Source organism: Pseudonocardia sp. TMWB2A (assembly GCF_017312135.1).
In genome coordinates, this window is record NZ_QKQY01000002.1 from 1,142,729 (window position 1) to 1,168,146 (window position 25,418).

Below are 25,418 nucleotides of genomic sequence, written 5' to 3' on the forward strand. Positions count from 1 at the left end.
CCGCGCGGCCGCGCGGCCCGGGGGCGGGTCCGCACAGCTGGTTCACAGGTCGATCACCGGGTCCGCACAGCGGTCGGCGGGAGCGTCGGCCGGGTGACGAGCACCCTGTCCCGGTCCCGACCGGTCCCCGCGCCCGATCCGTCCCCGCCGCCGCGACGGCTGCTCGGCCGGCTGCCGCTGGTCGTCCTGCTGGCCGGGACGGCGGCCCTCTACCTGTGGGGGCTGTCGGCGTCCGGCTGGGGCAACGCGTTCTACGCCGCGGCCGCGCAGGCCGGCGGCGAGAGCTGGTCGGCGTGGTTCTTCGGGGCGTCCGACGCCGCGGGCGGCATCACCGTCGACAAGGCGCCGGGCGCGCTCTGGCCGATCGGGCTGTCGGTCCGGCTGTTCGGGCTGTCGAGCTGGAGCGTGCTGGTCCCGCAGGCGCTGATGGGCGTCGGTGCGGTCGCGCTGCTGCACGCGTCGGTGCGCCGGGTCGCCGGGTCCGGCGCCGGGCTGCTGGCCGGGGCCGCGCTCGCGCTGACCCCGGTCGCGGTGCTGATGTTCCGCTTCGACAATCCGGACGCGATGCTCGTGCTGGTCCTGACCGGCGCCGCGTACGCGCTGACCCGGGCCGTGGAGCGGGGCCGCACCGGCTGGCTGGTGCTCGCCGGCGTGCTCGTCGGCTACGGCTTCCTCACCAAGATGCTGCAGGCGTTCCTGGTGCTGCCGGCGTTCACCGCGGTGTGGCTGCTCGCCGCGCCGGTCGCGTGGTGGCCGCGGATCCGCGGCCTGCTCGCCGCCGCGGCGGCGCTGGTCGTGTCGGCGGGCTGGTGGGTGCTCACCGTCGAGCTGTGGCCGGCGGCGGACCGGCCCTACATCGGCGGGTCGCAGACGAACAGTGTGCTGGAGCTGGTGTTCGGCTACAACGGCGTCGGCCGGCTCACCGGCGACGAGGTCGGCTCCGTCGGCGGCGGCGCGGGCGGGCGGAGCGGGGGCTGGGGCGAGACCGGACTGCTGCGGCTGTTCGGGTCGGAGATGGCCCGGGAGGCGTCCTGGCTGCTGCCCGCGGCGCTGCTGCTGCTCGGCGTGCTGCTGGTGCGGACCCGGCGCGCCCCGCGCACCGACCCGACGCGGGCGGCGGCCCTGCTGTGGGGCGGCTGGCTGCTGGTCACCGCTCTGACGTTCAGCCTGATGGCCGGGATCATCCACAGCTACTACACCGTCGCGCTGGCCCCGGCGGTCGCCGCGCTGGTCGGGATCGGCGGCGCGTCGCTGTGGCGCGACCGCGGCTCGCTCGCCGCGCGGCTGTCGCTCGCGGCGGTCGTCGCGGTGACGGCGGTCTGGTCGTTCACGCTGCTGCCCTCGGACTGGCTGGCGTGGTTGCGCTGGACGGTGCTGGTCGTGGGGCTGCTCGCGGCGGCCGCGCTGATCGGGGTGCACCGGATGCCGCGGGTGGTCGCGGTCGGGGTGCTGACCGCGGCGCTGCTCGCCGGTGCGGGCGGTACGGCGGCCTGGGCGGTGGCGACGGCGGGGACCGCGCACAGCGGGGCGATCCCGAGCTCCGGGCCCGAGGGCTACGGCACCGGTCCCGGCGGACGCGGCGGTCCGGGCGGTGGCGGTCCGGGCGGTGGCGGCGGGTCCGGAGGCTTCGGCGGGATGCGCGGCGGCCAGGGCGGTCCCGGTGGCGCACCGGGCGGCGGCACGGCCCGGAGCGGCGCCGCACCGAGCGGTACGACACAGGGCGGCACGACACAGGGCGGCACGACACAGGGCGGCACGACACAGGGCGGCACGACACAGGGCGGCACGACACAGAACGGTGCGGCCCAGAACGGTGCCGCCCAGAACGGTGCCACGCAGGGTGGCGCGCCCCAGAACGGCATCACGCAGAACGGCGCGGCACAGGGCGGTGGTCGCGGCGGGGGTGCCGGCGGGCGCGGCGGTGGCCCGGGCGGCATCCTCAGCGCACCCACGCCGTCGTCGCAGGTCACCGCCCTGATCCAGCAGGACTCCGGCACCTTCACCTGGGCCGCGGCCGCGGTCAGCTCGATGCAGGCCGCGGGCTACCAGCTCGGCGCGGACGCGCCGGTGCTCGCCGTCGGCGGGTTCAACGGGACCGACCCGTACCCGACGCTGCAGCAGTTCCAGGACCTCGTCGCCGAGAAGAGGATCCACTGGTTCGTCGGGTCGTCGGGCACCGGGATGATCTCGACCGACTCCGGTGGCAGCGACGCCGCGGCGCGGATCGCCGAGTGGGTGGAGGCGACGTTCCCGGCGACGACCGTGGACGGCGTCACCCTCTACGACCTGAGCGCGTCGTGACCGGGCCGGCGGCGGGGCGGGAGCTCACAGCGGAGGGGCTCACAGCCGGCGCACAGGTCGATCACACGGCCGCGACAGCGCACGCGCCCAGTGTCGACGGCATGACCACCCTCGTCGCCGGCCCCGAGACCGGCACCGACCCGGCACCCGGCCGACACTCCCGGACGGTGCTCGACATCGTCGTCCCCGTCTACAACGAGGAGGGCGACCTCGAGTCCTCGGTCCGGCGGCTGCACGCCTTCCTGACCTCCGGGTTCCCCTACTCGTTCCGGATCACCATCGCCGACAACGCGAGCACCGACGCCACCCCGGCGATCGCGGCCCGCCTCGCCGGCGAGATCGAGCAGGTCGTCGCGGTGCGGCTGGAGCAGAAGGGCCGCGGCCGGGCGCTGCGCCACGTGTGGAGCGGCTCGGACGCCGACGTCCTCGCCTACTGCGACGTCGACCTCTCCACCGACCTCGGCGCGCTGCTCCCGCTGGTCGCGCCGCTGGTGTCGGGACATTCCGACCTGGCGATCGGGACCCGGCTGGCGCGGACCTCGCGGGTGGTGCGCGGGCGCAAGCGCGAGTTCATCTCGCGCAGCTACAACCTGATCCTGCGCGGCGCGCTGTCCGCCCGGTTCTCCGACGCCCAGTGCGGTTTCAAGGCGATCCGGTCCGACGTCGCGCGGCGGCTGCTGCCGCTGGTCGAGGACACCGGCTGGTTCTTCGACACCGAGCTGCTGGTGCTCGCCGAGCGCGCCGGGCTGCGGATCCACGAGGTCCCGGTGGACTGGGTGGACGACCCGAACTCCAGTGTGGACATCGTGGCGACCGCGACGGCCGACCTCAAGGGCGTGTGGCGGGTCGGGCGGGCGCTCGCGACGGGTGCGCTGCCGATCGCCGACATCCGGGCCCAGCTCGGCCGCGCCCCGCTCGCCCCGGCCCCGGTCCCGGGGGTACCGCGGGCGATGCCGTTCCAGCTGGCCCGGTTCGCCGCGATCGGCGTCGCGTCGACGGTGGCGAACCTGCTGCTGTTCCTCGCCTTCCGCGGGCTGTTCGGTGCGATCACGGCCAACGTCGCCGCGATGCTGATCTGCGCGATCGCCAACACGGCGCTGAACCGTCGGTTCACCTTCGGCGTCCGCGGCCGGGACCGGGCGGTCACCCACCAGTTCCAGGGCCTGGTCGTGTTCGGGCTGGGGCTCGGGCTGACCACCGGTGCGCTCGGCCTGCTGGCGCTGCTCGCGCCGGGGGCGCACCTGGCGGTGGAGGTGGCGGTGATCGTCGTCGCGAACCTGGTCGCGACGGTGCTGCGTTTCGTGCTGTTCCGTTCCTGGGTGTTCCGGGGCGCCTCCGCGCCGGCCACCGCCCCGCTCGAGAAGGCGACCGCTCTGTGACCAGCACCCTCGACCGGGACACCGTCCGGTCCGACACCGCGCCCGCCCCCGCCGGCCGGGGGTGGGCGCGGCCCGCCTCGGTCGCCGCGCTGCTCGCCGGCACCGCGGTGCTCTACCTCTGGAACCTCAGCGCGTCGGGCTGGGCGAACTCCTTCTACACGGCCGCGGTGCAGGCCGGCGCAAACGACTGGACGGCGTTCTTCTTCGGGTCGCTGGACCCGGCGAACGGGATCACCGTCGACAAGCCGCCGGCGTCGCTGTGGCCGATGGAGCTCGCCGCCCGGATCTTCGGGTTCTCCTCGTGGAGCCTGCTGGTGCCGCAGGCGCTGATGGGCGTCGCCGCCGTAGGGGTGCTCTACGCCGCGGTGCGCCGGGTGTCCGGGCACGGCGCCGGGCTGCTGGCCGGGGCGCTGCTCGCGCTGACCCCGGTCGCGGCGCTGATGTTCCGGTTCGACAACCCCGACGCGATGCTGACCCTGCTGATGGTCGTCGCGGCGTACCTGGTGGTGCGGGGGCTGCAGGACGGCCGGACGCGCTGGATCGCCGGGGCCGGTCTCGTCCTCGGCCTGGCGTTCCTGACCAAGTCGCTGCAGGCGTTCCTGGTGCTGCCGGGGATGGCGCTGGCCTGGGCGTGGGCCGCGCCCGGCCGGCCGTGGCGACGGGTGTGGCAGCTGCTGGTGGGGGGCGCCGGGCTCGTCGTCGGGGCGGGGTGGTGGCTGCTCGCCGTCGCGCTGTGGCCGGTGGACGCTCGGCCGTACATCGGCGGGTCCGGGGACAACACCCCGCTCGGCCTGGCGTTCGGCTACAACGGGCTGGGCCGCATCACCGGCAGCGAGGGCGGCAGGGGCGGCGGGGGCATGCCGGGCGGCGGTGCCCCCGGTGGAGCCGGCGACGCCGCGGGCGGCGGCATGCCCACAGGCAGCGGCATGCCCACGGGTGGCGGCATGCCCACCGGCGACAGCATGCCCACCGGCGGCGGGATGTCCACGGCCGGCGGCATGAGCGGTATGGGCGGCGGCGGTATGGGCGGCGGGCCCGGGGGCGGCGGGTTCAGTGGGCAGTCCGGGCTGCTGCGGATGTTCGAGTCGTCGTTCGGCACCCAGATCTCGTGGCTGCTGCCGGCCGCGCTGCTGCTGTTCGTGGCCGCGCTGGTCGTGCGCGGACGCCGGTCGCGCACCGACGCCGTCCGCGGGTCGCTGCTGCTCTGGGGCGGCTGGACCCTGGTGACGGCGCTCGTGCTGTCGTTCATGGAGGGGATCGTCCACCCGTACTACTCGGTGGCACTCGCCCCCGGGATCGCCGCGCTGATCGCGATCGGCGGGCGCGAGGTGCTGGGCGAGCGGGACCGGTGGTGGGCTCGCGGAGTGCTCGCCGCCGCGACCGCGGGCACCGCGGTGTGGGCGTTCACGATGCTCGGCTGGTCGCCGGAGTTCCTGCCGTGGCTGCGGTGGGCGGTGCTGGTGGTCGGCGTGCTCGCCGGGGTCGCCCTGCTCCTGCCGGGCCGAGGACGCCGGAGGCTCGCCGTGGTGCTCGGGGTGGCCGTCCTGAGCGGGGTGGCGGCCCCGGCCGCCTACGCCGTGCAGACCGCCGCGACGACGCACGCCGGGTCGATCCCGACCGCGGGCCCGTCGGTCGCCGGTGGCGACGGCGGTGGTGGTCCGGGCGGGCGGGGCGGCCGGTTCCGCGACGGCGACCGGGCCGCTGCCACCTCGGGCGGCGACGCCGCGGGCGCCGGAGCGACGGGTCGGCCGGGCGCCAGCGGACAGAACGCCTCCGGGCAGAACGGCATGGCCGGACAGAACGGTGCGGCCGGACAGGGCGGCGCGGCCGGACAGGGCGGCGCGGCCGGACAGGGCGGCGCGGCCGGACAGGGCGGCGCGGCCGGACAGGGCGGCGCGGCCGGGCAGCAGGGCGGCGGGCGTGGTGGTCCGGGCGAGGGACGTGCGAGCGCCCAGGTCGCGGCGCTGCTCCGCGACGCCGGACCGGCCCGCTGGGCCGCGGCCACGATCGGTTCGCAGAGTGCGGCGTCGCTGATGCTCGCGGCCGGTGGCGACACCGCCGTGCTGGCAATCGGCGGCTGGTCGGGCAGCGACGAGTACCCGACTCTCGCGCAGTTCCAGCAGTACGTGCACGACGGCGAGATCCGCTACCTCGTGAGCGGTTCGGGTGGCGGCCCCGGCGGCGACCGCGGGGTCGGCGCCGAGATCACCACCTGGGTCACCGAGCACTACACGGCGACGACCGTCGACGGCACGACCGTCTACGACCTGTCCGCCCCGTCCCGCTGAGCCCGGCCCGAGCCCCCGTCGAGTGGCACGTCAGGTACCCGGCACCCTCCTGCCGAGGTACCTGACGTGCCACTCGGCGGGGTAGCTCGGTCTCTCCTCCGGCCACGGTCGCGCATCGCCCGGCGTGCTCGGGTGCTGCGCGCACGACCGTTCGGCAGAGTGGGGTCATGACCGCCACCGGCCCCCGCACGACCGGCGAACCCGGCCCCACCGGGGCAGCGCTGCCGCTGCCGCTGCGCCCGCCCGCGAACCGGGTCGACCCGCGCGCGATCTGGTGGTGGCGGCTGTCCGCGCTCCCGCTGCCGGTCCTGCTGCTGGTCGCGCAGGGTGTCGGCGCCTACCTGCTGCCGGCCCGCCCGTGGCACCCGCTGCTCGCCGTCGCGGCGGGGCTCACGGTGCTGTGGCTGCTGGTCGGGACGCTCGTCGTGCCGTCGCTGCGCTACCGGCTGCACCGCTGGGAGGTGACCGACGACGCCGTCTACCACCGCTCGGGCTGGCTGGTGCGCGAGTGGCGGATCGCGCCGATCCCGCGGGTGCAGACCGTCGACACCGAGCACGGCCCGCTGCAGCAGGCGCTGCGCCTGGCCACGGTCACGGTCACGACGGCGTCGGCGCGTGGACCGGTCCGGATCGCCGGGCTCGACGCCGAGGTGGCGAGCGAGCTGGCCCGCCGGCTCACCGAGACCACCGGCCGGTACGCCGGGGACGCGACGTGAGCGAACCCGGCCACACCGGGCACCGGGACGAGCCTGCCGACCGGTACCGCGGCGGCCCCCCGCCGGCGCACGACCACCCCGCCGACCGGTACCGCAGCGAGCCCGCGCCCGCGCCCGACCACCCCGTCGCCGGGGCCGACCCCGGATCCGGCGGGTTCTCCGAGTCCCCCTGGCGGCGGCTGCCGGGCCGGATGCTGCTCGTCGCGCCGGGCACCGCGCTGCTGAGGCTCGCGCCCGCCCTGGTCGTGCTCGTCCTGTTCGGTGCGGGCAGCGGACACCGTGCCCAGGTGTGGATCGCGGGTGCGGCCGTCGTGCTCGCCGTCGCGGCGGGCGTCGTCCGCTGGCGCACGACCCGGTACCGGATCACCGACGAACGCGTCGAGCTCCACAGCGGACTGCTGAACCGACAGCGCCGCTCGGTACCACGGGACCGGATCCGCACCGTCGACCTGACGACTCCGTTGCTGCACCGGATGGTCGGGGTCTCGGTGGTGAAGGTCGGCTCCGGACAGGGCGGCCGGGACTCCGGCCTGGACCTCGACGCCGTCACCACCGACGAGGCCGAACGGCTGCGCCGCGAGCTGCTCGCCCGTCCCGGCCCGGCACACGGACGGGCCGGAGCCGATAACGGGACCCCCGAGAACGAGACAGCCGAGAACGGAACCGACGGGGACGCACGCGTTCCGGTCGGTCCGTCGGATCCCGCCGAACCCGGGGGCGAGCGGCTCGACCGGATCGACTGGTCCTCGCTGCGCTACGCCCCGCTGACGGTCAGCTCGCTGGCCGCGATCGGCGCGCTGGCCGGCGCCGGCTGGAACCTGCTGAACGAGACCGGCCTCGACCCGCGCTCGCTGCCCGGCGCGGACGCCGTCGCCGGGGAGCTGTCGGCCGCACCGGTCTGGGCGACGGTGCTCGTCGCGGTCGGGCTCCTGCTGCTGGTCATGGTCGCCGGCAGCATCGTGCTGTTCGTGGAGCGCTGGTGGGACTACCGGCTCAGCCGCGAGCCCGACGGCACGCTGCGGGTACGGCGCGGCCTGCTGACCAAGCGGTCGCTGTCGGTGTCCGAGCAGCGGCTGCGCGGGGTGACGGTGTCCGAGCCGCTGCTGGTGCGCGCCCTGGGCGGCGGCGCCCAGGCCGGGGCGCTGACCGTCGGGCTCGCCGGGGAGGACAAGGGCTCCGGCGGCGGCGCCCTCGGCCCGCCGGTGCGCCGCGCGCACGCCCACGCCGTCGCCGCGACGGCCGCACGCGCGACCGGCCCCGTCACCGACGGCCCGCTGCGGGCGCACCCGGCGCGGGCCCGGACCCGGCGGCTGGTCCGCGCGGTCGGTCCGGCGCTCGTCCCCGCCGCGGCGCTCGGGGTGCTCGCCTGGTTCGACGCCGCGGTGTGGCCGGTCGTGGTGGGTGTGGCACTGGTGGTGCTGGCCGTGCCGCTCGCGCTGGACCGTTACCGCGCCCTGGGCCACCGGCTCGACGAGCGCTACCTCGTCGCCCGGCACGGGTCGCTGCTGCGCACGACGACCGCGCTGCGCCGCGACGGCGTCATCGGCTGGCGGGTGCGGCAGAGCCTGTTCCAGCGCCGCGCCGGGGTGCTGACGCTGGAGGCGACCACCGCCGCGGGCGGCGGCGCGGTGCAGGTGCTGGACCTGAACCCCGCCGACGCCGTCGCGCTGATGGCCGCGGTGACCCCGGACGCGGTCGCCCCGTTCCGGGCCTGACCCGGGGGTCAGCGACGCCGGCGGGTCCCGAACAGGCTGCGGGTGATCTCGCGGGTCACCGTGTTGGTGAGCTGGCGGCCGGTCGGCGACTGCAGGAAGTCCCCGATCTTGGAGAGGAACCCGCCGCCCGGCGAGTCCTGCGGCGGAGGCGGGGGCGGCGGGGCCTGGCCCGGCTCCGGGGCGGGTGCCGGGGGCGCCTCGACCGGCGTCGCCTCGCCGCCCGGCCCGGCCGCGATGCTCGCGGTGAGCTTCTCGTAGGCGGACTCGCGGTCCACCATCTGTCCGTACTTCGCCTGCAGCGGTGAGGCGGCGGCGTCGGCGCGGACGTCGTCGACCGGCAGGGCGGCCATCAGCGAGCGCGGGGCCCGCAGCCGGGTCCAGGCGACCGGGGTGGGCGCGCCGCGCTCGGACAGTACCGTCACGACCGCCTCACCGGTGCCCAGCGAGGTCAGCGCCGACTCCAGGTCGTAGACGTCGGACTTCGGGTAGGTCCGCACCGTGCGCGACAGCGCCTTCTGGTCGTCCGGGGTGAAGGCCCGCAGCGCGTGCTGGATCCGCGCGCCCAGCTGGGACAGCACCTCGTTCGGCACGTCGGTGGGCAGCTGGGTGCAGAAGAACACGCCGACGCCCTTGGACCGGATGAGCTTGACGGTCTGCTCGATGCGGTCGAGGAACGCCTTCGAGGCGTCGGTGAACAGCAGGTGCGCCTCGTCGAAGAAGAACACCAGCTTGGGCCGGTCGAGGTCGCCCGCCTCGGGCAGCTCCTCGTACAGCTCGGCGAGCAGCCACATCAGGAACGTGGAGAACAGCACCGGGTTCGCGGCGCGTTCGGCCAGCTCCAGCAGGGTGACGACGCCCTTCCCGTCGATCTGACGCATCAGGTCCGCGGGGTCGAACTCGGGCTCGCCGAAGAACTCCTCGCCGCCCTGGGCCTCCAGGTTGACCAGCGCGCGCAGGATGACCCCGGCCGTCGCCGGGGAGACCCCGCCGATGCCCTTGAGGTCGGCCTTGCCCTGGTCGGAGGTGAGGTGCTGGATGACCGCGCGCAGGTCCTTGGTGTCGAGCAGCGGCAGCCCGCGCTGGTCGGCCCAGTGGAAGATCAGGCCGAGGGTGGACTCCTGGGTGGCGTTGAGGCCGAGCACCTTCGCCAGCAGGATCGGGCCGAACTGGGTCAGCGTCGCCCGCACCGGGACGGCGACGCCGCCGTCGCCCAGCGACAGGAACTGCACCGGGTACGCGGTCGGGACCCAGTCGTCGCCGGTGTCGGTCGCGCGGGCGGTGACCTTGTCGTCCGGCTCGCCCGCACGGGCCATGCCGGACAGGTCGCCCTTGACGTCGGCGAGCAGGACCGGGACCCCGGCGTCGGACAGCTGCCCGGCCAGTGCCTGCAGGGTCTTGGTCTTGCCGGTGCCGGTCGCCCCGGCCACCAGGCCGTGCCGGTTCAGCGTCGCGAGCGGGATCCGGACCCGTGCCTGCGGGTCGCACACCCCGTCGACCAGGACGGTGCCGAGCTCCAGCGCGGCCCCGTCGGTGGCGTATCCGGCGGCGATGGTGCGAGCAGGTGTGTCGTCAGCCACGGCGCGAGCCTAGGGCACTCCCCCGACGGTGACGGGCGAGGCTCGCACCCGTCGCACCGATGTCACCTAGGCTGTGGCGATGACCGATCGGCTGGTGTGGATCGACTGCGAGATGACCGGGCTGGATCTGGGCTCCGACGCCCTGATCGAGATCGCGGCACTGGTCACCGACGGCGACCTCAACATCCTCGGCGAGGGCGTCGACGTGGTGATCGCCTGTGACGACGCGAAGCTCGACGCGATGCCCGACGTCGTGCGCGACATGCACGCCCGGTCCGGGCTGACCGAGGAGGTCCGGCGCGCGACGGTCACGATCGAGCAGGCCGAGAAGATGGTGCTCGACTACGTCCGCACCCACGTCCCGGACGCCCGCTCCGCGCCGCTGGCGGGCAACTCAATCGCGACCGACCGCGGCTTCATCGCCCGGGACATGACCGAGCTCGACGGGTACCTGCACTACCGGATGATCGACGTCAGCTCGGTGAAGGAGCTGGCGCGGCGCTGGTTCCCGCGGGTGTTCTACGCGAAGCCGGAGAAGGGCCTCGCGCACCGCGCGCTCGCCGACATCCGCGAGTCGATCCGCGAGCTGGCCTACTACCGGCAGGCGCTGTTCGTGGCCCCGCCCGGTCCGACGACCGAGCAGGCGCAGGCCGCGGCGGCCGCGGTCGCGCACGTCGCGGCACCCCCGGAGGGCGGTACGACCCCCGCCTGACACCCCCCGGAGCGGGCGGGCTACAGTAGTCCAGCGCTTCCGGGAGTGCCCGGGAGAACGCATGGTGGGTGTAGCTCAGTTGGTAGAGCACCTGGTTGTGGTCCAGGGGGCCGCGGGTTCAAGTCCCGTCACTCACCCGGTCGCCGCCTCGGCGATCGATCCCACCGCACGTCCGGGATCGATCCTCCGTGCGTGGGCGAGGCACGACAACTCCACACGCGCCGTTAGCTCAATTGGCAGAGCAGCTGGCTCTTAACCAGCGGGTTCGGGGTTCGAGTCCCTGACGGCGCACGCAGTACCACAACTGAACACATGCGCCGTTAGCTCAATTGGCAGAGCAGCTGGCTCTTAACCAGCGGGTTCGGGGTTCAAGTCCCTGACGGCGCACCATCACGACGGCCGCCCTCCACACGGAGGGCGGCCGTCGTCGTCGTGGGGCACGGTCCACGGTTTTCTAGCGAGACTTAGAAACGGTCGTTATGCTCGCCGCGTGACCGACCCCGCACCCCCGCCCTCCCCCGGCCCCCGCCGGTGGGTCCTCGTCGCCGGAGGGTCCGGTGGGATCGGCGCCGCCGTCTGCACCGCGCTCGCCGACGACGGCTGGGACGTCGCCCTCACCTACCGAGCGAACGCCGGCCGCGCCGAGGAGACGGCGGCGGCCGTGGCCGCGCGCGGCGCGCGCGTCCGGACCGAGGCGCTCGACCTGCGCGACGCCGGGGCGACCGGCGCGCTGGTCGACACCCTCGCCCGGGAGCACGGGCTGGCGGGCGTCGTCTACGCGGCGGGCCCGCACATCCACATGGACTACGTCGCGAACACCTCCCCGGAGCGGATGCGCGACCAGCTCCACGACGACACCCTCGCCTGCTACACGCTGCTGCAGGCGTCGCTCGCGGCGCTGCGGGAGACCTCGGGCGCGATCGTCGCCGTGTCGACGCCTGCGGTCGTCCGCTACCCGAAACGCGACCTGCTCTCCTCCGCCCCCAAGGCGGCCGTCGAGGCGATCGTGCGCGGGATCGCCGCCGAGGAGGGGCGCTACGGGGTGCGGGCGAACTGCGTCGGGCCGGGCCTGATCGAGGCCGGGATGTGGCACGACCTGAACGAGCGCGGCGACTACACCGAGCGCGCCCTGGAGATCGCCCGCTCGAACATCGCGCTGCCGCGGCTCGGGACGGCCGAGGACGTCGCGCACGCCGTGGCGTTCCTGCTCTCGGCCCGGGCGGGCTGGGTCACCGGCCAGACCCTGTACGTCGACGGCGGGTACAGCGTGTGATCCGGGCGACCCCGCGGACCGTCACGATGACGGCCGGCGACGATGAGCTCCGGACCGCGCTGGAGTCGGCGAACCTCCCGACGCTGCTGCTCGTGCTGGAGCGCTTCACCGGCGACCCGCGCTGGCTGGCCGACCCGTACCGGCCGAGCCGGACCAAGGGCCTCGACGACAACGACGACGGCGGGTTCCCCCCGGAGGTCCGCGACCGGATCCGGGAGGCCGCGTTCACGGTGCTGACCGAGTGGCGCGACGGCCGGCGCGCACTGCCGGAGCCACCGCCGGACTCCGCGATCACCGGGCTGCTGAGCGTCTCCCTGGGCGAGACCGTCCCGCCCGAGTACGGCCCGGGCATGGCCGCGGAGGCCGGCTTCCACCCGCGCCTGGAGGTCCGCTGGACCGCGGGACGCCCGGCGGCGGCGGACCGGATGCACGTGCTGGTGGTCGGGGCGGGGCCGTCCGGGGTGGCGACGGCCGCGACGCTGCGGGAGCTCGGCATCCCCCACACCGTCGTCGAGCGGGGCGGCGACGTCGGCGGGGTCTGGGCGCAGAACGACTACCCCGGCGCCGGGGTCGACACCCCGACCCACCTCTACAGCTACTCGTTCCTGCCCCGGCCCGGCTGGACGCGGTACTACGCGAAGCAGCCCGAGATCCTCGGCTACTTCCGGCACGCCGCCGACGAGCTCGGGATCCGCCCGAAGGTCCGGTTCCACACCACGGTCACCGACGCGGAGTGGGACGAGGCGGCCGCCCGGTGGGACGTCACGCTGCGCGGACCGGACGGCACGACCGACCGCATGCGGGTCACCGCGGTCATCAGCTGCGTCGGCGTGCTCACCGAGCCGTCGGTCCCGGACCTGCCCGGGGCGGACACCTTCGCGGGCCCGCTGTTCCACTCCTCCCGCTGGGACCACGCGCTCGACCTCACCGGCAGGCGGGTCGCGGTCATCGGGACCGGGGCGACCTCGCAGCAGATCGTCCCGGCGATCGCCGACGCCGCGGGCCGGGTGCTGGTCTTCCAGCGCACGCCGCAGTGGGTCGCCCCGAACCCCAACTACCGCCGCGAGGTGCCCGAGGGCGCCCGGCTGCTGCTGGAGCAGGTCCCCTACTACGGCGCCTTCTACCGGATCCGGCTGGTCTGGCAGTTCCAGGACAAGCTGCTCGCCACCCTGCACCGGGACCCGGGGTGGGAGCACCCCGAGCGGTCGGTCAACGCCGCCAACGACCGGCACCGGACCTTCTTCACCCGGCACCTCGAGGCGGAGCTCGGCGACCGCACGGACCTGCGGGACAAGGTCCTGCCGGACTACCCGCCGTACGGCAAGCGGATCCTGATGGACAACGGCTGGTTCCGCACCCTCCTGCGCGACGACGTCGAGCTCGTCACCGACGCGGTGACCGGCTTCGACGCCCACCACGTCCACACCGCGGACGGCGGGCGGCACGAGGCCGACGTCGTCGTCCTGGCCACCGGCTTCCGGACCAGCGCCATGCTGGCCTCGATGCGCGTCCGGGGCCGGTCCGGGGCGACCCTGCGCGACCACTGGGGCGACGACGACGCCCGCGCCCACCTCGGGACGACGGTGCCGGACTTCCCGAACCTCTTCCTCGTCGGCGGGCCCAACACCTTCCTCGGCCACGGCGGCAGCACGATCCACGTCACCGAGTGCTCGGTCGCCTACATCGCCCAGCTGCTGGTCCGGATGGTCGAGGACGGGATCGCGGCGCTGGAGGTGCGGGAGGACATGACCGCCGCCTACAACGCCGAGATCGACGCCGCGCACGAGGGCCTCGTCTGGACCCATCCCGGCACCACCAACTGGTTCCGCAACCGGGCGGGCCGGGTGGTCGCGCTGAGCCCGTTCCGCGGCGTCGACTTCTGGGCGCGGACGCGGACACCCGACCTCGCCGACTTCCACCTCACCCCGGCGGAGCCGGACCCCGCGGCGGGGTGAGACCGGTCGCCGTCGCGGGCCGGGCGCCGCGGGGCGGTCTATCGTCGACCCCGGTTCGTTAGCTCCGGACAAGGAGATGCCGTGGGGAACGACGTCGTCGTACCTGCCGGGCCCGCCGGACGCCGGCACCGGCTGCTGATCCTGGCCGTGCTGTGCACGAGCATCCTCGTCGTCTCCATGGACGTCACGATCATCAACGTGGCGCTGCCCGCGCTCGTCGCGGACCTGCACGCCTCGATCACCGAGCTGCAGTGGACCGTCGACGCCTACACCGTCGTCCTGGCCTGCTTCCTGATGCTGGCCGGTGCGACGGCCGACCGGGTCGGGCGCCGCCGCATCTTCCAGACCGGGCTCGTCCTGTTCGGGATCGGGTCGCTGCTGTGCAGCCTGGCCCCGACGGTCGGCTGGCTGATCGGGGCGCGGGTGGTGCAGGCCCTCGGCGGCGCGATGCTCAACCCGGTCGCCATGTCGATCATCACCAACGTCTTCACCGACGTCCGGGAGCGGGCCCGCGCGATCGGCGTGTGGGGCGCGATGGTCGGCATCTCGCTGGGCGTCGGCCCGGTGCTCGGCGGGCTGCTCGTGGACACCGTCGGCTGGCGGGCGATCTTCTGGGTGAACATCCCCGTCGTGCTGGCGGCCTGGGTCCTGACGGCCCGGCTCGTCCCGGAGTCGCGGGCCGCCCGTCCGCGGCGGGCCGACCCGGTGGGGCAGCTCCTCGTGGTGGCGCTGCTCGGGTCGACGGTGGCGGCGGTGATCGGGGGCCCGCGGCTGGGCTGGTCGTCGGCGGGGGTGCTCGGGCTGGCGGCGCTGGCCGTCGTCGCCCTGGTCTCCCTGGTGGTCTGGGAGCGGCGCCACCCCGAACCGCTGGTGGAGCTGCGGTTCTTCCGGAGCGCCCCGTTCACCTCGGCGACGGTGATCGCGGTCTGCGCGTTCGCGGCGTTCGGCTCGCTGCTGTTCCTGTCCGCGCTCTACCTGCAGGACGTCCGCGGGCTCGGTGCGCTGCAGGCCGGGCTGACCCTGCTGCCGGCCGCCGTCGCCACCACGGTGGTCGCGCCGCTGTCCGGGCGGATGGTCGCCGCCCGCGGGGCACGCCTGCCGCTGGTGCTGGGCGGGAGCGCGATGGTGCTGGTCGCGCTCACCTTCTCCCAGCTCTCCCCGACGACGCCGCTGTGGCTGATCCTGCTCGCGCACGGGGTGTTCGGCTGCGGGTTCGCCCTGCTCAACCCGCCGATCACGAACACCGCGGTGAACGGGATGCCGCCGGAGCGGGCCGGGGTCGCCGCCGCGGTGGCCTCGACGAGCAGGCAGGCCGGGCAGTCGTTCGGCGTCGCGGTCAGCGGGACCGTGGTCGCCACCGCGGCGAGCACCGCCGCCGGGGTCGCGACGGCGTGGGCGGTCGTGACGCCGCTGACCGTGGCGGTCGTGGTGCTCGGTGTGCTGGGGACGACGGCGCGGGCCTGTGCCTCCGCGGCACGGGTCGCGGCGCTGTTCCCCGCGGCCCCGTCCCCCGCCCGCGCGTCCTGAGCGGGGGACGGCGGCGTCACCCCCGCGGGCCGGCGGTCGCGGCCGCGTCGACCGAGTGGTCCAGCACCACCATGTGCCCGGCCGCGTGGGTGAACACGTACTCGGCGCCGCTGCCGGGCAGCGCCAGCTGCGGGGTGACGCCGCAGCCCCAGAAGACCGGGACGTCGCCGTCCTCGACCACCGGCGCCGGGCCGAAGTCCGGTGCCGCGAGGTCGGCGATGCCCAGCGCGGCGGGGTCGCCGACGTGCACGGGCGCACCGTGCCCGGTCGGGTAGCGCGCCGTGACCTCCCGGGCCCGGTCGACCAGTGCGGCGGGCACCGCGCGCATGCTCACCACGAGCGGCCCGTGGACGCGGCCCGCGGGGACGGTGGGCCGCGTCGTGACGTAGACCGCGGGCGCCGCGGACTCCGGGTTGCGCCGCACCGGGACACCGGCCCGCTCCAGGGGCTCCTCGAAGGTGTGGCTGCACCCGAGCAGGAACGCCACCGAGTCCTCACGCCACCGGTCGCGCAGGTCGGTCGGCCCGCCGTCGTCGACGCCGTGGTGCCAGGTCCGGTAGCGCGGGAAGTCGGTGCGGACGTCGACCCGGGTGTCCCCGACGGTGACGACCGGGTCGCCGGTGTCGCCGACGCCGAGCAGCGGGCACGGCGTCGGGTTCCGCACGCAGAACAGCAGGAAGTCGTACGCCGCCGCCTGCGGGACGACCACCAGGTTGGCCTGCTGGTACCCGCCGAACAGGCCCGCGGTGGGCCCGGTCCAGCGCCCGGCGGCGGCCAGTGCCCGCAGCTCGGCCGGGGTGGTGGGCGCCGTCGTCGCGGCGGTCACCGGGCCAGCTCCCGGCGGGCGGTCTCGCGGACGGTGAGCAGGGTCAGCAGCGCGACGACCGTCGCGACCATCAGCAGGTAGCCCGGAGCGAGGGGGTCGCCGGTGACCGACGTGAGCCAGGTCGCGAGGAACGGCGTGAGACCGCCGCCGATGATCGTCCCGCCGTTGAAGGCCAGGGACAGGCCGGTGTAGCGGACCCGGGTCGGGAACTGCTCGGCGTAGGTCGGGTAGGTGACGGCCTGGACGACCGGCATGGGCAGGGCCAGCAGGAACATGCCGACGACGGCGAGGGTGAAGTCGCCGGTGCCCATCAGCGCCATCGTCGGCAGGACGAGCACCGAGTAGCCGAGGAAGCCGACGACGATGAGCTTCTTGCGGCCGTAGCGGTCGGACAGCGCGCCGGCGATCGGCATCAGGCAGGCCACGAACAGCCCGATCGCGGCCATCAGCCAGAACGTGCTCGACTTCGGGTAGCCCAGCTCCGAGGTGAGGTAGATGTTCATGAAGATCAGGCCGATCCAGTAGCCGGCGTTCGACCCGGTGGCCAGCAGCAGCACGGTCACCAGCGCGCGGCGGTGGTGGGTGAACACCTCCCGCACCGGGGCCTTGGGCAGCTCACCGGAGGCGCGGCTCTGCTCGAACTCCTCGGAGTCCTCCAGCCGGTGCCGGGCGATGAGCGTCAGCACGACCAGCGGCAGCGCGAGCAGGAACGGGATCCGCCAGCCGAACGCCGACAGCTGCTCGGTGGTGAGGACGGTCGAGGTGATGCCGGCGACCAGCGCGGCGGTGCCGCCACCGAGCGCGACCCCGACCGGGGTGAAGGACCCGAAGAAGCCGCGACGGCCGGCCGGGGAGGACTCCGCGAGGTAGGTGGCCGACCCGGTCACCTCGCCACCGGCGAAGAAGCCCTGCGCGAGCCGGGCGAGGACCAGCAGCGCCGGGGCGAGCAGACCCGCGGTGGCCGCGGTCGGCAGGAGCCCGACCAGCGCCGTCGCGGTGCCCATCCCGGTGATCGTGAACACCAGGACGGGCTTGCGGCCGAGGCGGTCCCCGAGCTGGCCGAGGACGATGCCGCCGAGCGGGCGCATCAGGAACGCGCTGCCGAACACCGCCAGCGTCGACAGCAGGGACGCGACCGGGTCGGCGCTGGGGAAGAACAGCGGCCCGATGACGACGGCGAGGTAGCCGTAGACCCCGAACTCGTAGTACTCGACGGCGGTCCCGGACGCGGCGGCGAGCGCCGCGCGGCGGGACCGGGCCGGGCTCGGCGGGGCGACGGGCGCCGTTCCGCCGGACCGCCCGGTGGGGGCGTCGCTTGATAGGGTCATGGTGGTCTCCCGGTGAGGAACGCCCGCGGGAGCGGGCAGGCGTGATCGCGGTGTGGTGGGCGGACGAACCCGGCGCGCGCGAGACGGCGACACCGGCGGCACAGCGGGTCATCGGTGGGCGGCATCCCGCCGATGACCCGGCCGCGGACCGTCCGGGGGACGGGCCGCGACCGTACGGGGACCTCCCCGCCGTCAGACGGCGAAGAGCTGCTCCAGGTCGGCGAAGGCCTTGAACTCCAGCGCGTTGCCCGCGGGGTCGAGGAAGAACATCGTCCACTGCTCCCCCGGCTCGCCCTCGAACCGCACGTAGGGCTCGATGACGAAGTCGGTGCCCGCGGCGGTGAGCCGCTCGGCCAGCGCGCGGAACTCCGGGACGCTCAGGACCAGGCCGAAGTGCGGGACCGGCACGTCGTGGCCGTCGACGGGGTTGGTCCCGGCCACACCGGCGCGCGGGGTGTCCGACGGCTCGCCGACCTGGTGGGTGACGACCTGGTGCCCGGCGACGTTCCAGTCCGTCCAGCGCTCGGCGGAACGGCCGCGGCCGAAGCCGAGCAGCGTGCCGTAGAACTCCCGGGCCGCCTCGATGTCGTCCACCGGGATCGCCAGGTGGAACGGCGGGCGGACGGACGTGACGATCGCGGGGGTTTCCGTGGTCGGTGCGGACACAGGGGTACCTCTCATCCTTCGGTGTCGCGCCCGGACACGATGGCGTCCAGACGCAGGGGGTCCCCGGGCCGGAGCTGGCCGAGGAGGTCGATGTCGGCGTCGGCGACGACGCCGACCACCGGGTAGCCGCCGGTCACGGGGTGGTCGGCGAGGAACAGGATGGGCTCGCCCGAGGGCGGGACCTGGATGGCGCCGAGCGGCACACCCTCGCTGGGCAGCGAGCGGTCGCCGACCGCGAGGGTGGCGCCGGTGAGCCGGATGCCGACCCGGTCGCAGTGCCCGGAGACCCGCCACGCGGCGCGCCGGAGCAGGGACCGGTCCGCCGGGCCGAGGACCGCGTCGCGAGGGCCCCAGTGGAACCGGACCCGGGTGCCGGGGCCGGGGAGCCGGGGCACGACCAGCTCGACGGGGACGGCGGGCGGCTCGCCCGGCGCCGGGCCGAGCGGCAGGTCGGCCCCGGGGCCGACGACGGGCGGGCCGAGGCCGGTCAGCGAGTCCCGGGCCCGCGAGCCGAGCACCGGTGCGGGGCGCACCCCGCCGCCGACGGCGAGGTAGCTGCGCAGACCGTGTCGCGGGGTACCGAGCCGCAGCTCGGCACCGGCCGGGACCCGCAGGCACCGGGGGTCGGCGACCGGCCGGCCGTCGAGGGTGACCGGGACCGGGGCGCCGGTGACCGCGACCCAGCGCGGCGTGTCCAGCACGACCGCCAGGCCGCCCAGGGTGACCTCGATGGCCGCCTCCTCCGGCGGGTTCCCGACGAGCCGGTTCGCGGTGGCGAACGCGGCCCGGTCGACCGGCCCGGAGGCCGTGACCCCGAGGTGGGCGAGCCCGGGCCGGCCGGGGTCCTGCACGCTGCAGCCCGGCCGGACCTCGAGCACCCGCAGCCGGGCCCCGACGGCGGACGGGCCGGCGGGTCGCGCGGCGCGGGCGGGCGGGTCGAGCAGCGTGGTCATGCGGGCACCTCCACGAACCGGACGCGGTCGCCGAGCGCCAGCCGGTTGGGCGGGGTCGCGTCGACGTCCCAGAGGACGGCCGTGGTGGTGCCGATCCGGTGCCAGCCACCGGGCGTCCCACCCGGGTAGACGACGGTCTGGTTCCCGGCGATCGCGACCACCCCGGCTGCGACCCGGGGCCGGGGCGTGGACAGCCGCGGCAGGCGCAGCGCGTCGGGGAGCCCGTCGAGATAGGCGAAGCCCGGCGCGAACCCGAAGAAGCCGACGTGGTGCTCGGCGGCGGCGTGCCGCCGGGCGACGAGCTCCGGGGTCGTCCCGAGCCGCTCGGCGACGGCGGGCAGGTCGGGGCCGTCATAGCGGACGGGGACCTCGACCGTGCGGGGCCCCGGGACGGGTGTCCCCCGGCCCCGCGGGGTGCTCCCGGCGAGGGCGCGCAGGTGGCGGCGCAGCGCCGCCATCCGGGCACCGGGGCGGGCGACGACCAGCACGGTGCACGCGGCCGGGACGACGTCGGTCACCCAGGCGTCCCACCCGTCGGCCGCGGCGCCGTCGGCGACCTGGCGGACGGTCCCGGGGGGACAGTCCACGATCCACGCCCGGTCGCCCGCGCGGTGCACCGCGGGCGCGGTCACCGGAGGGCCCCGGTGACGGGGGCCAGCGGCTCCGGGCCGCAGCCGAACCCGGCGGCGGTGAGCGCGGCCCGCGCGGCCCGCGCCAGGGCGTCGGCGCCGGGGGTGTCGCCGTGCACGCACAGCGCGGCGACCGCGCCGCCCGCCGGGCGTACGGACACGACCGTCCCGTCGACGGCGGTGACCCGGCCGTCGCGGGCGATCGAGACGGCCCGGGCGGCGGCCTCGGCCGGGTCGCGCACCAGGTCGCCGGGCTGCCCGCGGGGCACCAGACCGCCGGCGGCGGTGTAGCCGCGATCGAGGAACGCCTCGGCCCGCGGGCTCAGCCCGGCCGCGCGGGCCCGCTCCCACACCTCGGTCCCGGGCAGGCACACCAGCGGCAGGCCCGCGTCGACCAGCCGGACGGCCTCGACGAGCGCGTCGGCGTGGGCCGGGTGCGTGCCGCTGGCGTGGTAGAGCGCGCCGTGCGCCTTCACGTACCCGACGCGGGTCCCCGCGGCCGCGGCGAACGCCGTCAGGGCACCGATCTGGTAGACGATGTCGTTCACCAGGGAGTCCCGGGCGACGTCGACGAAGCGGCGGCCGAACCCGGCGAGGTCGCGGTAGGACACGTGCGCACCGACCGCGACGCCGCGGCGCGCGCAGTCGTCGCAGGTGCGGCGCATGACGTCGGGGTCGCCGGCGTGGAAGCCGCAGGCGACGTTGGCCGCGTCGACGACGTCGAGCAGCGGGCGGTCGTCGTGGACCCACGCGCCGAAGCTCTCGCCGACGTCGGTGTTGAGCGCGATCGCGGTGCTCACCTCGCCTCCCGTGCCGCCCAGAACGCGGAGAGCTCGCCGCGGTCGGCCGACCAGGCCGCGTGCAGGCCCTCCTGGCCGCCGTCGATGTGGGCCAGCACGAGACGGCCGAGCTCGTCGGCGTCGCCGTCGGCCAGTGCCTGGACCATGCCCCGGTGCTCGTCCTGCACGCGGTCGTAGGCGCCGGTGCCGTGCACGTAGAACCGGGAGTAGGGCTCCAGGCGGTGGTAGAGCTGGGAGATCAGCTCGTAGCGCAGCGGCAGCCGGGCGAGCCGGTACATGTCGAGGTGGAAGGCCAGGTTGGTGCGGGACCACTCGGCGGCACCGGTCCGGGCGACCTGGTCCATGTCGCCGGCCATGCCGTCGAACCGCGCGACGTCGCGCCGGGACACCCGGTCCGCGACGTGCGGGGCGAAGCTCGGCTCGACCATGCGCCGCAGGTCGTAGATCTCGTCGATCTCGGCCAGGTCCAGCTCGGTGACGAAGGTGCCGCGGCCGGCCTCGCTGCGCAGCAGGCCCTCGCCGACCAGGGTGCGCAGCGCCTCCCGCAGCGGGATGCGGCTGACGCCGTAGCGGTCCGCCAGCTCCTCCTGCACCAGCCGGTGGCCGGGCGGGTACACGCCTTCCACGATTGCGCGACGCAGGGCGTCGACCAGCGCGTCATCCGGTGCCATGTGCTCTGTATACGGTGGATACAGCGTGTACGGAAGCCCCTCGGCGATCGCTTTACAGGAACGACACCGACCGACACACGCCCGTCGCCGGGTGACCCGGATCGCCCGGACATGACCGGGACCGCGCGAACGGCCACGATGTACCGCATGGGCCGACCCGACCACGCCGTCTTCCTCAAACGCTCGTTCTCGAAGATGGACCAGCTCGCGACCCCGTTCCTCACCGGACGGCGGCTGTGCCGCCAGCTCGCCGCCGTCGTCCCGCGCGGGACGAACGGCGTCGTCGTCGAGCTCGGCGCCGGACCAGGGGTGCTCGCCGAGCCGATCCGTGAGCGGCTCGGACCGCACGCGCGCTACCTCGCGATCGAGATCGACTCCGAGCTGGTCGCGCACCTGCGCCGGCACAAGCCGTGGCTGGAGGTCGTGCAGGGCGACGTCGCCGACCTGGACCGGATCCTCGACGAGGCCGGCATCACCGAGGTCGACGCGTTCGTCTCGACCCTGCCGTGGGCGGTGTTCCCGCAGACCCTGCGCCTGCAGGTCATGGGCACGATCGCGCGCCGGCTGGTCCCGGGCGGGGTGATGAGCATGATCATCACCTGGATGGCGCTGCCGAACCGGGTGCGGGTGCTGCGCGACCTGCTCGACACCCACTTCGACGAGGTCGTGGAGACCGCGACCGAGTGGCGCAACCCGCCGCCCGCCCGCACCTTCCTGTGCCGCCGACCGCTCCCCCAGTTCAACTCTCTCGACGAGCGAGACACTCGTTCGGCGAGCTAACATGGCCGGGTGACCGCGGAACGGACGATCGTCGCGGGCGGTGGCCCCGGCGGCATGCTGCTCGCCTACCTGCTGGCCCGGGCGGGCCTGCCGGTGACACTGCTCGAACGCCACCGGGACTTCGACCGCGACTTCCGCGGCGACTCCCTGCACCCGTGGACGCTCGAGCTGTTCGACCGGCTCGGGCTCGCCGGACGCCTGCTGGAGCAGCCGCACGTCCCGGCCCGGCGGTTCCGTTTCCGCACCGGTCGCGGGACGGTCACCACCACCGACTACGGCCTGCTCGACACCCCCTACGACTACGTCGCGCTCATGCCGCAGGCCCGGTTCCTCGACTTCCTCGCCGCCGAGGCGGCGACCCTGCCGACCTTCGAGCTGCGCACCGGCGCCGCGGTGAACGGCCTGCTCGGCGCGGGCACCGACGACGACCCCGTCCGCGGGGTGACCCTGCGGTCCGGGGAGCGGATCGACGCCGGGCTGGTCGTCGCCGCCGACGGCCGGTTCTCCCGCCTGCGCACCCTCGCCGGGCTGACCGCGGAATCCCAAGGAGCCACCACCGACCTGCTGTGGTTCGCGCTGCCCCGCCACGACGACGACCCGCCCGACGCCGCCGTCGACCTGTTCCTCGGCACCCGCAGCTACGTCGGGCTGCTCGGCGGCGAGGAGCGCTGGCAGGTCGGCCTGTCGCTGCCCAAGGGCGGCTACCCGGCGCTGCGCGAGGCCGGGGTGGAGCACGTGCGCCGCGAGGTCGCCGGGCTCGTGCCGTGGCTGGCCGACCGGGTCGGGCTGCTCACCGACCTGAACGACGCCACACTGCTGTCGGTCGACATCTCCCGGGTGCCGACCTGGCACCGGCCCGGCCTGCTGCTGATCGGCGACGCCGCGCACGTCATCTCCCCCGTCGGCGGCAACGGGATCCTGATGGCCCTGCAGGACGCGCTCGCCGCGGCGAACCACCTGGTCCCCGCGCTGCGGGCGGGCACGGTCGGCACCGCGACGCTCGCCGCGGTCCAGGCCGAGCGGGAGCCCGCGATCGTGTCCGTGCAGAGCCGGCAGGTCCGCATCGAGCGGGGCGTCGCACGGGCCCGCGAGCGCGGCCGCACCATCGCCCCGCCCGCGTTCGTCCGGCTGCTGATGCGCCTGCCCGCCGTGCGGCGGCGCTCGGCCCGGGGCAACGCCTACGGTCCCGTCCCGGTGCACCCGACGCCGGAGCTGGCACGGGAGCTGGGTCTGGCCCCGGTCCCCGCCTGAGCGCCCGCCGCGGCGGACGTAGCGTCGGCCGCATGAGCACGCCCGGCCCCGTCCCACCCGTCCCGCCCGTCCTGGCCGCCGCCGTGCCGCTGGCCGTCGTCGAGCGGGAGGGCACCGTGGAGTCGGTGCACCTGGGCACCGTCGCGGTGCACCACCCCGGCGGCACCGTGACCGGCTCCGGCGACCCGGACGTGGCGTTCCTGCCGCGCTCGGCGCTCAAGCCGGTGCAGGCGGTGGCGATGCTGCGGGCCGGGCTGGACCTCGACGGCGAGCTGCTCGCGCTGGCCTGTGCCTCGCACTCCGGCGAGCCCGGCCACGTCGACGGCGTGCGGCGCATCCTCACCGGTGCCGGGCTCGACGGGTCCGACCTGGACAACACCCCGGACCTGCCGCTGGGGCCGGCGGCCGCGGCGGCCGTCCGCGCGGCGGGGACGGGACCGTCGCCGGTGCTGCAGAACTGCTCGGGCAAGCACGCCGCGATGCTCGCCGCCTGCGTGGCCGCGGGGTGGCCGACGGCCGGCTACCGCGACCCCGCGCACCCGCTGCAGCGGCTGGTCCGGGAGACCGTCGCCGAGCTGACCGGGGTGCCGGTCGGCGTCACCACCGTCGACGGCTGCGGCGCGCCGCTGTTCGGCACCACACCGGCCGGGCTGGCCCGGGCCTTCGCGACGCTGGCGACGGCCGCCCCGGACACCGCCGAGGGGCGGGTCGCGGCCGCGGTCCGCGCGCACCCGTGGTGGGTCGGCGGCACGGACCGGCCGGTGACCCGGCTGGCGGGCGCGGTGCCGGGCCTGGTCACCAAGGACGGCGCCGAGGGTGTGCTCGCGGCCGCACTGCCCGACGGGCGGGCGTTCGCCGTCACCGTGCTGGACGGGTCGCCGCGACCGCTGCCGGTCGTCGCACGCGCCGTGTTGGAGTCCCTCGGCGCCGGATCCGACGCGCTCACCGCCGCGACCCGCACCGACGTGCTCGGCCACGGCACGCCCGTGGGCGCGGTCCGCGCCCTGCTCTGAGCGGCCCGGTCAGCCGCCGCCGTTCGCGCGCGCGTGGTCTGCGGCCCGCCCGAGGCGGGCGGCGACCGCGTCGAGGTGCTCCACCAGCTCGACCGGCTCGACCACCTCGAAGTCGACGCCGAAGAAGCACAGCCACACCGCCAGCGACTCCAGGGTCCAGGCCCCGGCCGTGAGCTCGCAGCGGTCCCCGCCGAGGTCGGTCACGATCCCCGACGCCGGGGTGACGTGCTCGGCGATCCGCTCCGCCGGGGCGTGGAACACGATCCGCGCCCGGTGCGGGTAGGCACCCGAGGAGATCCCGCGCTGGGCGAACGCGGCGAGCCCGCCCTCCGGTTCCGGGCGCGGGGCGAAGCGCGGCCCCGCGGGCAGCTTGGGCCGCATCCGGTCCACCCGGAAGGTGCGGCGGTCGTCGCGGCCGGTGTCCCAGGCGACGAGGTACCAGCGGCGCCCGGTGTGCACGAGCCCCTCGGGCTCGGCGACCCGGCGGGTCTCGGTCCCGTCCCCCGCGATGTAGTCGAACCGCAGGACCTCGTGGTCGCGGCAGGCGGCGGCCAGCGCGGACAGCACGTCCGCGTCGACGGTCGGGCCGCGCGCGGCGAGTGTGGACGTCGCGGTGCCCAGCGCGGCGACGCGGCGGCGCAGCCGGTTCGGCAGGACCTGCTCCAGCTTGGCCAGGGCACGGACCGAGGTCTCCTCGATGCCCGAGACCGACCCGCCCGCGGCGGTCCGGAGCCCGACCGCGACGGCGACGGCCTCGTCGTCGTCGAGCAGCAGGGGTGGCAGCGCGGCCCCGGCGCCGAGCCGGTAGCCGCCGGTCACCCCGGGTGTGGAGTGGACCGGGTAGCCGAGGGTGCGGAGCTTGTCGACGTCGCGGCGGACGGTGCGCACGTCGACGTCGAGGCGCTCGGCCAGGGCGGGCCCCGTCCAGTCGCGCGGCACCTGCAGCAGCCCGAGCAGGCGCAGCAGCCGCGCCGATGTCCCCATCACGACGACCAGTGTGCCGCCGATTCCGGTCGGATCCTGTCCTGGATGGCGGCGGGCGGATCGGAGTAGACCGG

General features: G+C 75.6%; 21 protein-coding genes and 3 tRNA genes. 15 read left to right on the plus strand and 9 right to left on the minus strand.

From position 1 onward, the window contains the following. The first annotated feature begins 93 nt into the window (after window positions 1–93). The 5 genes from DMP17_RS19765 (at window position 94) to DMP17_RS19785 (ending at window position 8,399) form a co-directional block, all read left to right on the plus strand. Complete coding sequence (locus DMP17_RS19765; RefSeq protein ID WP_443217897.1) at window positions 94–2,301, plus strand: glycosyltransferase family 39 protein; 2,208 nt, start codon at window positions 94–96, stop codon at window positions 2,299–2,301. 101 nt (window positions 2,302–2,402) lie between these two features. Next, on the plus strand, window positions 2,403–3,680 hold the full coding sequence (locus tag DMP17_RS19770; RefSeq protein WP_226355634.1) for a bifunctional glycosyltransferase family 2/GtrA family protein: 1,278 nt from the start codon (window positions 2,403–2,405) through the stop codon (window positions 3,678–3,680). Continuing rightward, on the plus strand, window positions 3,677–5,968 hold the full coding sequence (locus DMP17_RS19775; RefSeq protein ID WP_337830267.1) for an ArnT family glycosyltransferase: 2,292 nt from the start codon (window positions 3,677–3,679) through the stop codon (window positions 5,966–5,968). The genes DMP17_RS19770 and DMP17_RS19775 overlap by 4 nt, the downstream gene beginning before the upstream one ends. Window positions 5,969–6,135: 167 nt before the next feature. Further along, window positions 6,136–6,684, plus strand: a complete 549-nt coding sequence (locus DMP17_RS19780; RefSeq protein ID WP_226355632.1) for a PH domain-containing protein — start codon at window positions 6,136–6,138, stop codon at window positions 6,682–6,684. Beyond that, a complete protein-coding gene (locus DMP17_RS19785) occupies window positions 6,681–8,399 on the plus strand; it encodes a PH domain-containing protein (protein ID WP_337830268.1) in 1,719 nt (572 codons plus the stop codon). The genes DMP17_RS19780 and DMP17_RS19785 overlap by 4 nt, the downstream gene beginning before the upstream one ends. A gap of 8 nt (window positions 8,400–8,407) precedes the next feature. Here DMP17_RS19785 and DMP17_RS19790 read toward each other — a convergent pair whose 3' ends face one another. Beyond that, on the minus strand, window positions 8,408–9,976 hold the full coding sequence (locus DMP17_RS19790) for a helicase HerA-like domain-containing protein (protein ID WP_226355630.1): 1,569 nt from the start codon (window positions 9,974–9,976) through the stop codon (window positions 8,408–8,410). A 79-nt stretch (window positions 9,977–10,055) separates the two neighbouring features. Between DMP17_RS19790 and orn the strand changes: the two genes are divergently transcribed. The 7 genes from orn to DMP17_RS19825 all read left to right on the plus strand — a co-directional run bounded on the left by orn (window position 10,056) and on the right by DMP17_RS19825 (window position 15,443). Then, window positions 10,056–10,688 carry an oligoribonuclease gene (gene orn / locus DMP17_RS19795; protein ID WP_208821361.1) on the plus strand — a complete coding sequence of 211 codons (633 nt, stop codon included), beginning with the start codon at window positions 10,056–10,058 and terminating at the stop codon, window positions 10,686–10,688. A gap of 64 nt (window positions 10,689–10,752) precedes the next feature. After that, window positions 10,753–10,825: transfer RNA gene (locus DMP17_RS19800), tRNA-His, on the plus strand. 81 nt (window positions 10,826–10,906) lie between these two features. Then, window positions 10,907–10,979 (plus strand) — tRNA-Lys (locus DMP17_RS19805). A 23-nt stretch (window positions 10,980–11,002) separates the two neighbouring features. Continuing rightward, window positions 11,003–11,078 (plus strand) — tRNA-Lys (locus DMP17_RS19810). Between the two features lie 100 nt (window positions 11,079–11,178). Further along, complete coding sequence (locus DMP17_RS19815) at window positions 11,179–11,961, plus strand: SDR family NAD(P)-dependent oxidoreductase (RefSeq protein WP_337830269.1); 783 nt, start codon at window positions 11,179–11,181, stop codon at window positions 11,959–11,961. Window positions 11,962–11,987: 26 nt separating this feature from the next. After that, entirely contained in the window at window positions 11,988–13,916 is a 1,929-nt protein-coding gene (locus DMP17_RS19820) for an NAD(P)/FAD-dependent oxidoreductase (RefSeq protein ID WP_337830270.1), read from the plus strand. An 81-nt stretch (window positions 13,917–13,997) separates the two neighbouring features. Continuing rightward, window positions 13,998–15,443: an MFS transporter gene (locus tag DMP17_RS19825; RefSeq protein WP_337830271.1), complete on the plus strand. Its 1,446-nt coding sequence runs from the start codon at window positions 13,998–14,000 to the stop codon at window positions 15,441–15,443. 16 nt (window positions 15,444–15,459) lie between these two features. On the opposite strand, the gene DMP17_RS19830 is transcribed toward DMP17_RS19825, so the two are convergent. The 7 genes from DMP17_RS19830 to DMP17_RS19860 form a co-directional block, all read right to left on the minus strand. Next, entirely contained in the window at window positions 15,460–16,269 is an 810-nt protein-coding gene (locus tag DMP17_RS19830) for a D-glutamate cyclase family protein (protein ID WP_226355626.1), read from the minus strand. Beyond that, the gene (locus tag DMP17_RS19835) at window positions 16,266–17,597 is read right to left on the minus strand and encodes an MFS transporter (RefSeq protein ID WP_337830272.1); all 1,332 of its coding nucleotides are present in this window, start codon (window positions 17,595–17,597) and stop codon (window positions 16,266–16,268) included. The genes DMP17_RS19830 and DMP17_RS19835 overlap by 4 nt, the downstream gene beginning before the upstream one ends. A 192-nt stretch (window positions 17,598–17,789) precedes the next feature. Beyond that, the gene (locus DMP17_RS19840; protein ID WP_226355624.1) at window positions 17,790–18,263 is read right to left on the minus strand and encodes a VOC family protein; all 474 of its coding nucleotides are present in this window, start codon (window positions 18,261–18,263) and stop codon (window positions 17,790–17,792) included. Window positions 18,264–18,274: 11 nt separating this feature from the next. Beyond that, window positions 18,275–19,216 carry a biotin-dependent carboxyltransferase family protein gene (locus DMP17_RS19845; protein WP_337830273.1) on the minus strand — a complete coding sequence of 314 codons (942 nt, stop codon included), beginning with the start codon at window positions 19,214–19,216 and terminating at the stop codon, window positions 18,275–18,277. Further along, window positions 19,213–19,848 carry a 5-oxoprolinase subunit B family protein gene (locus DMP17_RS19850; protein ID WP_226355622.1) on the minus strand — a complete coding sequence of 212 codons (636 nt, stop codon included), beginning with the start codon at window positions 19,846–19,848 and terminating at the stop codon, window positions 19,213–19,215. Before DMP17_RS19850 ends, DMP17_RS19845 begins: the two co-directional genes overlap by 4 nt. Then, window positions 19,845–20,645 (minus strand): LamB/YcsF family protein, encoded by an 801-nt coding sequence (locus tag DMP17_RS19855; RefSeq protein WP_337830274.1) that lies wholly within the window; start codon window positions 20,643–20,645, stop codon window positions 19,845–19,847. The genes DMP17_RS19850 and DMP17_RS19855 overlap by 4 nt, the downstream gene beginning before the upstream one ends. Beyond that, window positions 20,642–21,316 (minus strand): GntR family transcriptional regulator, encoded by a 675-nt coding sequence (locus tag DMP17_RS19860; RefSeq protein WP_226355620.1) that lies wholly within the window; start codon window positions 21,314–21,316, stop codon window positions 20,642–20,644. The genes DMP17_RS19855 and DMP17_RS19860 overlap by 4 nt, the downstream gene beginning before the upstream one ends. Before the next feature lie 147 nt (window positions 21,317–21,463). Here DMP17_RS19860 and DMP17_RS19865 point away from each other — a divergent pair, with 147 nt between their 5' ends. The 3 genes from DMP17_RS19865 to DMP17_RS19875 are packed head-to-tail and all read left to right on the plus strand — an operon-like array spanning window position 21,464 to window position 24,360. Continuing rightward, a complete protein-coding gene (locus DMP17_RS19865) occupies window positions 21,464–22,096 on the plus strand; it encodes a class I SAM-dependent methyltransferase (protein WP_226355619.1) in 633 nt (210 codons plus the stop codon). Between the two features lie 9 nt (window positions 22,097–22,105). Beyond that, window positions 22,106–23,347: an FAD-dependent oxidoreductase gene (locus DMP17_RS19870; RefSeq protein ID WP_226364787.1), complete on the plus strand. Its 1,242-nt coding sequence runs from the start codon at window positions 22,106–22,108 to the stop codon at window positions 23,345–23,347. A 32-nt stretch (window positions 23,348–23,379) separates the two neighbouring features. Continuing rightward, window positions 23,380–24,360, plus strand: coding sequence for an asparaginase (locus tag DMP17_RS19875; protein WP_337830275.1), 981 nt, complete (start codon window positions 23,380–23,382; stop codon window positions 24,358–24,360). A gap of 9 nt (window positions 24,361–24,369) precedes the next feature. Here the strand turns inward: DMP17_RS19875 and DMP17_RS19880 are convergent, their stop codons facing one another. Continuing rightward, window positions 24,370–25,347, minus strand: coding sequence for a helix-turn-helix transcriptional regulator (locus tag DMP17_RS19880; RefSeq protein ID WP_337830276.1), 978 nt, complete (start codon window positions 25,345–25,347; stop codon window positions 24,370–24,372). Window positions 25,348–25,418 lie beyond the last annotated feature (71 nt).

What these genes read in the sequence shown, in the direction of transcription:
- DMP17_RS19835 (WP_337830272.1), bottom strand. Translation starts at nt 17,597, where the DNA reads ATGACCCTATCAAGCGACGCCCCCACCGGGCGGTCCGGCGGAACGGCG.
- DMP17_RS19875 (WP_337830275.1), top strand. Translation starts at nt 23,380, where the DNA reads ATGAGCACGCCCGGCCCCGTCCCACCCGTCCCGCCCGTCCTGGCCGCC.
- DMP17_RS19865 (WP_226355619.1), top strand. Translation starts at nt 21,464, where the DNA reads ATGGGCCGACCCGACCACGCCGTCTTCCTCAAACGCTCGTTCTCGAAG.
- DMP17_RS19860 (WP_226355620.1), bottom strand. Translation starts at nt 21,316, where the DNA reads ATGGCACCGGATGACGCGCTGGTCGACGCCCTGCGTCGCGCAATCGTG.
- DMP17_RS19845 (WP_337830273.1), bottom strand. Translation starts at nt 19,216, where the DNA reads ATGACCACGCTGCTCGACCCGCCCGCCCGCGCCGCGCGACCCGCCGGC.
- DMP17_RS19770 (WP_226355634.1), top strand. Translation starts at nt 2,403, where the DNA reads ATGACCACCCTCGTCGCCGGCCCCGAGACCGGCACCGACCCGGCACCC.
- DMP17_RS19780 (WP_226355632.1), top strand. Translation starts at nt 6,136, where the DNA reads ATGACCGCCACCGGCCCCCGCACGACCGGCGAACCCGGCCCCACCGGG.
- DMP17_RS19820 (WP_337830270.1), top strand. Translation starts at nt 11,988, where the DNA reads ATGACGGCCGGCGACGATGAGCTCCGGACCGCGCTGGAGTCGGCGAAC.
- orn (WP_208821361.1), top strand. Translation starts at nt 10,056, where the DNA reads ATGACCGATCGGCTGGTGTGGATCGACTGCGAGATGACCGGGCTGGAT.